Annotated in this window: 9 protein-coding genes; 4 read left to right on the forward strand and 5 right to left on the reverse strand. The window is 60.0% G+C overall.

Features of this window, described 5'->3' with window-relative positions; translation table 11 throughout:
* Positions 1-33: 33 nt before the first annotated feature.
* On the reverse strand, positions 34-1,053 hold the full coding sequence (galR, locus tag CRO23_RS04405) for an HTH-type transcriptional regulator GalR (RefSeq protein ID WP_079452397.1): 1,020 nt from the start codon (positions 1,051-1,053) through the stop codon (positions 34-36).
* A 220-nt stretch (positions 1,054-1,273) separates the two neighbouring features.
* Here galR and CRO23_RS04410 point away from each other — a divergent pair, with 220 nt between their 5' ends.
* From CRO23_RS04410 to lplT, 3 genes are all read left to right on the forward strand, one after another.
* The gene (locus tag CRO23_RS04410) at positions 1,274-3,532 is read left to right on the forward strand and encodes a molybdopterin guanine dinucleotide-containing S/N-oxide reductase (protein WP_097101454.1); all 2,259 of its coding nucleotides are present in this window, start codon (positions 1,274-1,276) and stop codon (positions 3,530-3,532) included.
* 343 nt (positions 3,533-3,875) lie between these two features.
* Positions 3,876-6,029 carry a bifunctional acyl-ACP--phospholipid O-acyltransferase/long-chain-fatty-acid--ACP ligase gene (gene aas / locus CRO23_RS04415; protein WP_016929926.1) on the forward strand — a complete coding sequence of 718 codons (2,154 nt, stop codon included), beginning with the start codon at positions 3,876-3,878 and terminating at the stop codon, positions 6,027-6,029.
* Complete coding sequence (gene lplT / locus CRO23_RS04420) at positions 6,029-7,213, forward strand: lysophospholipid transporter LplT (protein ID WP_079452396.1); 1,185 nt, start codon at positions 6,029-6,031, stop codon at positions 7,211-7,213. The genes aas and lplT overlap by 1 nt, the downstream gene beginning before the upstream one ends.
* 34 nt (positions 7,214-7,247) lie before the next feature.
* Here the strand turns inward: lplT and CRO23_RS04425 are convergent, their stop codons facing one another.
* From CRO23_RS04425 to mutH, 4 genes are all read right to left on the reverse strand, one after another.
* The gene (locus CRO23_RS04425; RefSeq protein ID WP_016929924.1) at positions 7,248-8,288 is read right to left on the reverse strand and encodes an NADP(H)-dependent aldo-keto reductase; all 1,041 of its coding nucleotides are present in this window, start codon (positions 8,286-8,288) and stop codon (positions 7,248-7,250) included.
* A gap of 205 nt (positions 8,289-8,493) precedes the next feature.
* Positions 8,494-8,712: a YgdI/YgdR family lipoprotein gene (locus CRO23_RS04430; protein ID WP_016929923.1), complete on the reverse strand. Its 219-nt coding sequence runs from the start codon at positions 8,710-8,712 to the stop codon at positions 8,494-8,496.
* 155 nt (positions 8,713-8,867) lie between these two features.
* Positions 8,868-9,584: a TerC family protein gene (locus CRO23_RS04435; RefSeq protein WP_016929922.1), complete on the reverse strand. Its 717-nt coding sequence runs from the start codon at positions 9,582-9,584 to the stop codon at positions 8,868-8,870.
* Positions 9,585-9,677: 93 nt separating this feature from the next.
* On the reverse strand, positions 9,678-10,364 hold the full coding sequence (gene mutH / locus CRO23_RS04440; protein ID WP_033632226.1) for a DNA mismatch repair endonuclease MutH: 687 nt from the start codon (positions 10,362-10,364) through the stop codon (positions 9,678-9,680).
* Positions 10,365-11,060: 696 nt separating this feature from the next.
* Here mutH and rppH point away from each other — a divergent pair.
* A complete protein-coding gene (rppH, locus tag CRO23_RS04445; protein ID WP_004931849.1) occupies positions 11,061-11,588 on the forward strand; it encodes an RNA pyrophosphohydrolase in 528 nt (175 codons plus the stop codon).
* Positions 11,589-11,597 lie beyond the last annotated feature (9 nt).

The following is an 11,597-nucleotide window of genomic DNA, read 5'->3' on the forward strand; positions in this document are numbered from 1 at the left end:
GCGCCCGCTTCACAGCGTTATGCGGCGGCATGATTACGGCTGTTCGTGCGCGTTGTTGAGGGTGGCGACCGAGTGGCGGCGTACCAGCGTTGGGCTGAACATGTTGGTGATTTCCGGCAGCGGTTGCCGGTTGGCCAGCGCCAGCGCCAGCTCCGCCGCCTGGGTCGCCATCGCCACGATCGGGTAGCGAATGGTGGTCAGGCGCGGCCGAAGATAGCGCGAAATCAACACGTCGTCGAAACCGATCAGCGAAATCTCCCCCGGAACGTCGACGCTGTTATCGCTCAGCACCGACAGCGCGCCGGCGGCCATCGGATCGTTGTAGCAGGTAATGGCGGAGAACGAACGGCCGCGGCCGAGCAATTCTGTCATCGCCTGTTCGCCGCCGATCTCGTCCGGTTCGCCATAGGCGATCAGCTTTTCATCCACCGCGATGCCGTGTTCCCGCAGCGCGTCGAGATAGCCCTGCAGCCGGTCGGTGGCGTCGGAAATCTGGTGGGTGGAGCAGATGATGGCAATGCGCTGATGCCCTTGCTGGATCAGATGACGGGTCGCCAGCCAGGCGCCGTAGCGATCGTCGAGCGCCACGCAGCGCATTTCGAAGCCCGGCAGCGTGCGGTTGATCAGCACCATGCCCGGGATCTGTTGCATCCAGCCGCAAAGTTCCTGATCGCTCAGCCTTTTGGCGTGCACCACCAGCGCTTCGCAGCGGTGCCGCACCAGCTGTTCAATCGCCTGACGCTCTTTTTCGGCGTCGTGGTAACCGTTGCCAATCAGCAGAAAATTGTGGGTGGCGTAGGCCACCTGCTCGACCGCCTTGACCATCGCGCCGAAGAAGGGATCGGAAACGTCGGAGACGATCAGGCCCAGCGTCTCGGTGGATTGCTGCGCCAGCGCTCGTGCGTTGGCGTTAGGGTGATACTGCAGCTGTTCCATGGCGGCCAGCACCGCGGTGCGCGACCCTTCGCTGGCCTTGGGGGAATTGTTTATCACGCGGGATACCGTGGCCACGGAAACCCCCGCCAGCCTGGCAACATCCTTTATCGTAGCCATATCAGTCAACACATCCTGGGTAATCGCTTACATCCCCCAGTTTTGCGGAAAAAAACCGGGGCTGCAAGCGGTCTCGTGCGCAACTTGTGGCGGCCGTTGCAGAATCTCTTCGAGTCTGTACGCATAACCATCGACGACCGAACGATAGCGCAATTTGTACGTTGGCACTGGCGGCGGGCTGAGGTAACGTCTGTGCATTCCGATTTGCGCCGAGAATGCCATGTCCATTAAACGCTATCCGCAGCTCGCCCATTGGGGCGCTTATACCGCCGTGGTTGAAGACGGCCGGCTTATCCGTTGTGAACCCTTCGTCGACGATCCCGATCCTTCGCCGCTGCTCGATTCCATCGTACCGATGGTCTACTCCGACAAACGCATCCGCAAGCCGGCGGTGCGCCGCTCGTGGCTGAAAAAGCGCGAGGGCTGCGACCGTACGCTGCGCGGCAGGGAAGATTTCGTCGAGGTGGATTGGGAGTTAGCGCTCGATTTGGTGGCGCAGGAGAATCGCCGGGTGCGCGATCGCTACGGTGCCTCCGGGCTGTTTACCGGCTCTTATGGCTGGTCGTCGGCAGGGCGGCTGCACCATGCCCGCTCGCTGGTGCGGCGGTTCTACTTCAGCGGCGGCGGCGGCGTCGATCAGCAGGGCAACTACAGCTGGGGCGCGGCGCAGTTTTTCCTGCCGTATGTGATCGGCACTTTCTCGCCGTTGACCGGGCGCGTCACCAGTTGGCCAAGCGTGGTGGAGCACTGCGAACTGTTTGTGGCGTTTGGCGGGTTGGCGCTGAAAAACGCCCAGGTGTCTTCCGGCGGCGCGGCGGAGCATGCGCTCAAGCCCTGGCTGCAAAAGCTGGCGCGCAAGGGCACGCCGGTGATCAACATCAGCCCGATGCGCGACGACTGCCCCGAGTTCGTCAATGCGGAATGGATCCCGATCCGGCCGAATACCGACGTGGCGCTGATGCTGGCGCTGGCTTACGAAATCCAGCGGCTGGGCGCGCAGGATGAAGCCTTCCTGCACAGCCACTGCGTGGGTTATCAACAGTTGGCGGATTACCTGAACGGCGTGAGCGACGGCGTGGCGAAAACGCCGGCCTGGGCCAGCGACATTACCGGCATTCCGACGGCGCGCATCGCGCTGCTGGCGCGGCAGCTGATCGGCGTGCGCAGTTTTATCACCTGTTCCTACTCCGTGCAGCGCGCGCATCGTGGCGAGCAACCGTACTGGATGATGATCGCGCTGTCGGCGATGCTGGGCCAGGTGGGGCTGCCGGGCGGCGGGTTCTCGTTCGGCCACGGCTCAATGAACGGCGTCGGCAACCCGCGCGTGGATACCCCCGCGCCGACCATGCCGGTAGGCGATAACCCGGCCGGGCTGGCGATCCCGGTGGCGCGCATCTGCGACATGCTGCTGCACCCTGGCGAAGCCTATCAATTTTGCGGCGAGACGCGGCATTATCCGGATATCCATCTGGTGCACTGGGCCGGCGGCAACCCGTTCCATCACCATCAGCAGTTGAACCGACTGGTGGAAGGCTGGCAGAAGCCGGATACGGTGATCGTCCAAGATATCTGGTGGACCGCGGCAGCCAAAATGGCGGATATCGTGTTGCCGGTCACCAGTTCGCTGGAGCGCAACGACATCGGCGGCTCGTCGCGCGATCGTTACGTGCTGGCGATGCATCAGGCGATTGCGCCGCAGCATCAGGCGCGAAACGATTTCGATATCTTCGCCGATCTGGCGGAGCGCCTGGGCTATCGCGAGCGCTTTACCGAAAACCGCGACGAGCGGGCCTGGATCGAAGCTATCTACCGGCAATGCGGCGCTGCGCAGCAGCGCGCCGGCGTCGCCTGGCCCGAGTTTGAGGCGTTCTGGCAACGGGGCTATGTCGAGCTGCCCGCGCCGGCCAAAGAGTTTGTATTTTTTGACGCGTTCCGCGCCGATCCCCAGGTTAACCCGCTGCAAACGCCCAGCGGCAAGATCGAGTTGTTCAGCGAGCGGATCGCCGGCTATCGCTACGAAGATTTCGCTCCGCATCCGCAGTGGCGGCCGCCGGTGGAGTGGCTGGGCGCGCCGCAGGCCAAGAATTGGCCGCTGCACCTGATCTCCATTCAACCGAGCGATCGCCTGCATAGCCAGATGGATCCGGCGCCGCTGGCGCAGGGCAACAAGACCGCCGGGCGCGAAACCCTGTATATGCATCCGGACGATGCGGCGCCGCGCGGGGTGGCGGACGGCGCCGAAGTGCTGGTCAGCAATGCGCGCGGCAGCTGTCTGGCGGGGGTATCGCTCACCGATGGTGTGACGCGCGGCGTGGTGTTGATGGCGACCGGTGCCTGGTTCGAGCCGGGTTTCGACGCACAGCGCCGGCCGCTCGAGCAGGCGGGCAACCCGAATGTGCTGACGCTGGATATTGGCACCTCGCCGCTGACGCAGGGGCCGAACGCCATGAGCTGCCTGGTCGAGGTCAGCGCGCGATGAGTGAAGATTTCACGTCTGGGTCACTGGCTCGTCGTTGTTATATTTATTTTCGTCGCTGCGGGAAGGTTTAAGTTTCATTGAGTTATTACAGCAGATCGCGGGAAATTTACAGCTGGTTGCATTTGGAGCAGAACTCTTGCGATTCGGCGGTAGTTTCCTGCACGCCATCTCTCTAGAGTAGGTGATCCCAGAGGTATTGATTGGTGAGAAATCAGCATACTCTGTATGTTGAAGCCATTTTCAATTGCACCAACCTACGCGGATGCGTAGGTTTTTTTTTGCCTGCCATATAGTATTCTTTTCCCTACAACGATTTACGCCTCCATGGCCAAGGGAGAAGGGCATGATCTTTTCACTGCTGCGCGCGCTGTTTCGCCTGTTGTTTCGGGTTCGGGTCGAAGGGGGCGTCCAGCACTTCGAACGGCAAAAACTGCTGATTACGCCGAACCACGTCTCTTTCCTCGACGGCGTGCTGTTGGCGCTGTTCCTGCCGATAAAACCGGTGTTTGCGGTTTACGCCAGCATCGGCGAGAGCTGGTTCATGCGCTGGCTTCGGCCCTACATCGATTTCGTCTCGCTCGATCCCACCAAGCCGATGGCCATCAAGCAGCTGGTGCGCATGGTCGAACAGGGGCGGCCGATCGTCGTGTTCCCTGAAGGGCGCATCACCGTGACCGGCGCGCTGATGAAAATCTACGACGGCGCGGCGTTTATCGCCGCCAAATCGGGCGCCACCGTGGTGCCGGTGCGGATCGACGGCCCCGAATTCAGTCCGTTCGGCCGCATGGCCGGGGTGTTCAAGATCCGCTGGTTTCCGCAAATCAGCATCCGCATCTTGCCGCCGACCACGCTGCCGATGCCGGAGGCGCCGCGTGCGCGCGAGCGTCGGGCGCTGGCGGGCGATCGGCTGATGCAGATCATGATGCGGGCGCGCATGGAGACGCGCGAACCGCAGACGCTGTTCCATGCCTTGCTGGCGGCGCAGCGCCGCTATGGGCGTCGCAAGCCGTGTATCGAAGACATCGCTTTCAAAGAGGACAGCTACCAAACGCTGATCAAGAAATCGCTGGGCGTCAGCCGCATTCTGCAGCGCTTTACCGCCGAAGGGGAACACGTCGGGCTGCTGTTGCCGAACGCCACCATCACCGCGGCGGCGATCTTCGGCGCTTCGCTGCGCAACCGCATTCCGGCGATGCTCAACTACACCGCCGGCGCCAACGGCCTGAACAGCGCGATGACCGCCGCCGGCATCAAGACCATCGTCACCTCGCGCCAGTTCCTGGAGAAGGGCAAACTGACCCACCTGCCGGAGCAGGTGACGCAGGCCAACTGGGTGTATCTGGAGGATCTGAAAGACACCGTTACGCTGGCGGACAAGCTGTGGATCCTGCGGCACTTGCTGCAACCGCAGCGCGCGGCGTTGCCGCAACGCCCGGAGGACGCGGCGCTGATCTTGTTCACTTCCGGCTCCGAAGGCCACCCCAAGGGCGTGGTGCATTCGCATGCCAGCCTGCTGGCCAACGTAGAACAAATTCGCACCATCGCCGATTTCACGCCGCGCGACCGTTTCATGTCATCGCTGCCATTGTTCCACTCGTTCGGCCTGACGGTGGGGTTGCTTACGCCGCTGATCACCGGCAGCCGCATTTTCCTCTACCCCAGCCCGCTGCACTATCGCGTGGTGCCGGAGTTGGTGTATGACCGTAACTGCACGGTGCTGTTCGGCACGGCGACCTTCCTCAACAACTATGCGCGCTTCGCGCATCCGTATGATTTCGCCCGCCTGCGCTATGTGGTGGCCGGCGCGGAGAAACTGGCGGACAGCACCAAACAGATCTATCAGGATAAATACGGCATCCGCATTCTGGAAGGCTATGGCGTGACCGAGTGCGCGCCGGTAGTGTCGATCAACGTGCCGCTGGCGACCAAGGTGGGCACCGTTGGCCGCATCATGCCGCAGATGGAGGCGCGCTTGATCGCGGTGCCGGGCATCGATAACGGCGGCCGTCTGCAGCTGAAGGGGCCGAATATCATGAAAGGCTATCTGCGGGTTGAACGTCCCGGCGAGCTGGAACCGCCGGCGGCGGAAGATGCGAACGGCGTGCTGCAGCCGGGTTGGTATGATACCGGCGATATCGTCAGCCTGGATGAGCAGGGTTACTGCACCATTCGCGGGCGCGTGAAGCGCTTCGCCAAGCTGGCGGGCGAGATGGTGTCGCTGGAGAGCGTCGAATTGCTGGCGCAACGGCTGTCGCCGGAAAAGCTGCATGCCGCCACGGTCAAAAGCGACAGCAGCAAAGGCGAGGCGCTGGTGCTGTTCACCACCGATCCCGCCATTACCCGCGAGGCATTGCTGCGGGTGGCGCGCGAGCTGGGCAGCCCGGAGCTGGCGGTGCCGCGCGATATTCGCCTGTTGAAAACGCTGCCGGTGCTCGGCAGCGGCAAACCTGATTTCGTCACCCTGCGTCATATGGCCGAACAGCCGGAGAGTGCCTGATGAATCCTTCGACCGAATCCCCTTTGTTGTCACGCGGCATGATCGCGGTGATTAGCGCGCAGTTCCTCTCGGCGTTCGGCGACAATGCGTTGCTGTTCGCCACGCTGGCGCTGATCAAGCAGCAGCTGTATCCGGACTGGAGCCAGCCGATCCTGCAGATGGCCTTTGTCGCCACCTACATCATCCTGGCGCCGTTTGTCGGCCAGGTGGCCGACAGCTTCGCCAAAGGGCGGGTGATGATGTTCGCCAACGCCCTGAAGCTGGCGGGGGCGTTGATGATCTGTTTTGGGGGGAACCCGTTTTGGGGTTACAGCCTGGTCGGCGTGGGTGCCGCCGCGTATTCTCCAGCCAAATACGGCATTCTGGGCGAGATCACCAGCGGCGAGAAGCTGGTCAAGGCTAACGGCCTGATGGAGGCCTCGACCATCGCCGCCATTCTCACCGGTTCGGTGGCCGGCGGTATTCTGGCGGACTGGCACGTGGTAGCGGCGCTGGCGGCCTGCGCGTTGGTTTACGCAGGGGCGGTGGTCGCCAACCTGTATATTCCACGTCTGGCGGCGGCGCGCCCAGGGGCTTCATGGCGGCCGCGGGCCATGACGAACAGCTTTCTTACCGCCTGCGTCACATTATGGCGCGATGGGCAGACGCGTTTCTCTTTGATCGGCACCAGCCTGTTTTGGGGGGCCGGCGTGACGCTGCGTTTTCTGTTGGTGCTGTGGGTGCCGGTGGCGCTTGGCATTGCCGATAACGCCACGCCGACGCTGCTGAACGCCATGGTGGCCGTCGGCATCGTGGTCGGCGCCGGCGCCGCCGCGCGCTTCGTCACGCTGAAGACGGTGAAGCGCTGCATGCCGGCCGGGATCCTGATCGGCGTCGCGGTCGCGGTGTTTGCGTTGCAAACGACCATGCTCAATGCCTACGTCTTGCTGGCGATCATCGGCATACTGGGGGGCTTCTTCGTGGTGCCGCTCAATGCGTTGCTGCAGGAGCGGGGCAAGCATTCGGTCGGCGCTGGCAATGCGATCGCGGTGCAAAACCTGGGTGAAAACGCCGCCATGTTGCTGATGCTGGGCCTGTATTCTTTGGTCGTGAAGCTGGGGGTGCCGGTGGTGGGCGTCGGCGTAGGGTTTGGCGTGGTGTTTGCGCTGGCGATTAGCGCATTGTGGTGGTCTCAGCGGCGGTGAAACGGGGCGCAGCCTGGCTGCGCCCTCAGAGGAATTAAGGCGCCGGAATGGTAAACCGGGTGTGGATTTCTTCGAGCGCCTGCAGCACGTCCTCATCCAGAATCACGTCAAGGCTGTCGAGGTTGATTTTCAACTGATCCACCGAGGTGGCGCCCAACAGGGTGCTGGCGACGAACGGCTGCTGACGCACGAAGGCCAAGGCCATCTGCGAAGGATCCAGTCCGTGTTTTTTGGCCAGCGCCACGTATTCGGCGATCGCCAACTGGGTTTGCTGCCCTGAATAACGGTTGAAGCGGGTGAACAGCGTATTGCGCGCGCCGGCTGGTTTTGCGCCGTTGAGGTATTTACCGCTCAGGGTGCCGAACGCCAGGCTGGAATAGGCCAGCAGTTCCACCCCTTCGTGCTGGCTGATCTCGGCCAGGCCAATCTCAAAGCTGCGGTTCAGCAGGCTGTACGGGTTTTGAATAGACACGATGCGCGGCAGCTCATGTTTCTCCGCCAGCTGCAGGTAGCGCATCACGCCCCAGGGCGTTTCATTGGAAACCCCGATATAGCGGATCTTGCCGGCGCGCACCTGCTCGGTCAGCGCCTCCAGCGTTTCCAACAGCGTGACCGTAGCTTTGTCGTCGGTGTATTGATAGTTGAGTTTGCCAAAGCAGTTGGTGGCGCGCTGCGGCCAGTGCAATTGATAAAGATCGAGATAATCGGTGTTCAGCCGTTTGAGGCTGGCGTCCAGCGCGGCGCGGATGTTCTTGCGATCGAGCGCCTGCTGCGGGCGGATGCTGCTGTCGGTGCCGCGCACCGGCCCCGAAACTTTGCTGGCCAGGACGATTTTTTCGCGATTGCCGCGCGCCTTGATCCAACTGCCGATATAGCTCTCGGTTAGGCCCTGGGTTTCCGGGCGGGGCGGCACCGGGTACAGTTCGGCGGTGTCTATCAGGTTCACGCCTGCGGCCAATGCATAGTCCAGTTGCGCATGGGCGTCGGCTTCGCTGTTCTGTTCGCCAAAGGTCATGGTGCCCAGTCCCAGCACGCTCACTTCTAAAGAACTGTGGGGAATACGGTGGTATTGCATTAACGGCCTTCCTTTCTTGTTAGCGCTGACGGGCCGCGCGGCCCGGTGAAACAGGAGCCCAATTCAGAAGACGGCGCAAAGTCCGTCGGGCGGCGATGTCGCCTTTCCTGACTATAACCAAGCGGTGAAGATGGGGGAAGCGGATTCAGTGCGCAGACGAATGAGGGCTACCGCGCTTGAATGGGCGATAGCCGGCGAGCGGTAATTAGCGTTCGATAACCTGGGAAACCTGATCGCCGTTGATCTGGCGGTGGTTGCCTTTCTCGTCTTTATAACTGATGAGTCCGGTGTCTGTGTCGATCTCCGGTTTTCCTTGCGTCAGGATCATGTTGCCGTCTTTAGTCGCCATGACGTAGTCGCTGGAACATCCCGCCAAACCGGCGGCCATAACCAGCGCAGACACTGCCATTACCCACTTTTTCATCCTGCGGATCCTCGATTATGCAGAAAACAATGTTCTTTCAAGATTAGCAAACTCTCGGCCGGGGGCGTCTCAGATAAGTCTTTATCTGATAAGAAAAAGTGAAATGAGGGGGCAATGAAACGGCGGAAGCCGCCGGTGGCGGCTTCCATATCGCGTTATTCCGGCGCGTGATTTTTTTTGCTGCGCATCAGATTGAGCGCTTCTACCGACATGGAGAAGAACATGGCGAAATAGATGTAGCCTTTCGGCACGTGCACCTGGAAGCTTTCCAGCATCAACGTGAAGCCCACCAGGATCAGGAACGCCAGCGCCAGCATTTTTACCGACGGATGGCGGTTAACGAACTCGCCGATCGGCCGGGCGGCGAACATCATCACGCCGACGGCGATCACCACCGCCGCCATCATGATGAACAGATGGTCGGAAAGGCCCACGGCGGTAATCACCGAATCCAGACTGAAGATGATATCCAACAGCATGATTTGCACGATCGCGCCGAAGAAGCTGTGCACCTTGGTGTGGTGCTCTTCTTCCGAACCTTCGATGGTTTCGTGGATCTCTTTGCTGGCTTTCCAGATCAGGAACAATCCCCCCAGCAGCAGGATTAAATCGCGGGCGGAAATGGCATGATCCAGCACGGTGAACAGCGGGTGCGTCAAGCGGATCACCCAGGCGATGGAGGCCAGCAGCGCCAGGCGCATCAGCATGGCGGCGGCCAGCCCGAGCCGGCGAGCTTTGTTCTGTTGCGCTTTGGGCAGCTTGGCTACCACCAGCGACAGAAAAATGATGTTATCAATACCCAGTACGATCTCAAGAATGGTTAGCGTACCTAACGCTAACCAGGCATTGGGATCCATAATCCATTCGAACATTGCCCGACACACCTTAATAAATGCAAAGCGTGAATTATACGCGTTTATCGCGGCGCTGACAGGGTTAGCTAAACCAGAGTTAAACGAAATCGCTTAGATTGAGAAATGTCTTGCCAGCAGCGCGCCGGTAAAGCCCTTTTTCAGATAGAAACCGCGCGGCAGCGTCATGATAGGTTGCCCCTGTTCGCCGATGGCTTCGGTGAGCGCCTTGTTGTTGGCCGCTTTGGGGCGCAGTTGCAGCACTTCGCCGTGGCGTGCGGTGATGCGTTCTACGTGACCGAGCACGATCAGATCCATCAGTTCTTCCCAATCGCGGCGCAACCTCTCTTCTTCTGCAAGGCTCGGGCTCCACAGCAGCGGCGAACCGACGCGGCGCTGGGCCAGCGGGATTTGCCGTTCGCCTTCTACCGGTATCCACAACACGCGCGCCAGCTTGTGGCGAACGTGGCTGCTGGCCCAGGTGACGCCGCTGTTGCCGGTGAGCGGGGCGACGCAGACGAAAGTGGTTTCCAGCGGTTTGCCGGCGGCGTCGACAGGAATGGTTTTCAGCTCAATGCCCAACTCGGGAAAATCCTGTTCCGGTTTGCTGCCGGCCATGGCGCCGAGATACAGCTCCAGCAGCATGCCCACCCAGCCTTTATCGCGTTTCAGATCCTTGGGGATCGGCAATTGCGCACGGGCGGCCAGTTCGCCAAAGCTGAAGCCGGCCAGCGCCTGAGCGCGCTCGAACAGCTGCCGTTCATTTTCCGGCGGGGGCGGCAAAGGGGATAAAAATGCCATAAATCAAGCCTGTCGAATTTGGTTGAAAAACGTACTGCAATTATACACGGCGAGCGATAACCGCTATCGCCTGGGGAAAAGAATAATAGTAGCATGATTTTACATGACTTTTTTTCTTTCTTTACGCGGGCGACAATGCACTCGCGGGGCTTGTTCACCTGAAGCCACCGACAATAAACAGGATCTTACACCTATTTATCCACAGATTTATGGGATAACCCAAATTTTTACCGATCACTGGTTCAATTTACAGCCTTGACTCAGGCGGGTTTTTACGAATTTGTCCGTTTTGTGCGTAACTTGCCCGGATAATCTGTGGATAAAAACGGCGTTGGTGGATCTTTCGCCAGGGTAAGATCCTTACCGTGCATAGATCACATTTTTGTCCTGTGCATCACTGCGAGATATTGGTTAACTATATGTTTTTAAGTTTAATATTTGTTTTTAGGTATGAGGGCGGATTTTAGAGGACGAGAGTTTTACCGGCTTATCCCTCGAGTTCTGCACACACCTATCCACAGAAAAAGTGAATAAAACCGGTCTGAAAGGCTGGGGTATGTTTATAACTTTGCCAATATCTGTGAGTTATCCCAATGTTATCCGGCCCGCAGCGCCGTAAAGCAGTGGTTTACCGCCTGTAGCTTGTGTGAAACAATCAGGACATCTATGCGAATTTAAGCTTATCGAGGTAGTCCGGTGATCGATGATGATGGCTACCGCCCGAATGTTGGTATCGTAATCTGTAATCGTCAGGGGCAGGTCTTATGGGCCCGCCGTTACGGTCAGCACTCCTGGCAGTTTCCCCAAGGTGGGATTAACCCTGGCGAAACTGCGGAGCAGGCGATGTACCGTGAGCTGTTCGAAGAAGTGGGGCTGAGTAAAAAGGATGTGCGCATCCTGGCTTCGACCCGCAACTGGTTGCGCTATAAATTGCCGAAACGTTTGGTGCGTTGGGACACAAAGCCGGTTTGTATCGGCCAAAAGCAAAAATGGTTTTTGTTGCAGCTACTGTGCAATGACGCTGATATCAATATGCAGCGCAGCAGCACGCCGGAGTTCGACGGTTGGCGCTGGGTGAGCTTCTGGTATCCGGTGCGCCAGGTGGTGTCGTTCAAACGCGACGTCTACCGCCGGGTGATGAAAGAATTCGCCGTGACCGTGATGCCGATGCAAGAGCAGGCGGCGCCGCGGCAGGCTCCCGCTTATCGCCGAAAGAGAGGTTAAGTTAAGCCG

It is taken from the genome of Serratia sp. JKS296 (genome assembly GCF_900215445.1).
GTDB lineage: Bacteria > Pseudomonadota > Gammaproteobacteria > Enterobacterales > Enterobacteriaceae > Serratia > Serratia marcescens.

What these genes read in the sequence shown, in the direction of transcription:
- lplT (WP_079452396.1), top strand. Translation starts at nt 6,029, where the DNA reads ATGAATCCTTCGACCGAATCCCCTTTGTTGTCACGCGGCATGATCGCG.
- CRO23_RS04425 (WP_016929924.1), bottom strand. Translation starts at nt 8,288, where the DNA reads ATGCAATACCACCGTATTCCCCACAGTTCTTTAGAAGTGAGCGTGCTG.
- mutH (WP_033632226.1), bottom strand. Translation starts at nt 10,364, where the DNA reads ATGGCATTTTTATCCCCTTTGCCGCCCCCGCCGGAAAATGAACGGCAG.
- galR (WP_079452397.1), bottom strand. Translation starts at nt 1,053, where the DNA reads ATGGCTACGATAAAGGATGTTGCCAGGCTGGCGGGGGTTTCCGTGGCC.
- CRO23_RS04410 (WP_097101454.1), top strand. Translation starts at nt 1,274, where the DNA reads ATGTCCATTAAACGCTATCCGCAGCTCGCCCATTGGGGCGCTTATACC.
- CRO23_RS04430 (WP_016929923.1), bottom strand. Translation starts at nt 8,712, where the DNA reads ATGAAAAAGTGGGTAATGGCAGTGTCTGCGCTGGTTATGGCCGCCGGT.
- aas (WP_016929926.1), top strand. Translation starts at nt 3,876, where the DNA reads ATGATCTTTTCACTGCTGCGCGCGCTGTTTCGCCTGTTGTTTCGGGTT.
- CRO23_RS04435 (WP_016929922.1), bottom strand. Translation starts at nt 9,584, where the DNA reads ATGTTCGAATGGATTATGGATCCCAATGCCTGGTTAGCGTTAGGTACG.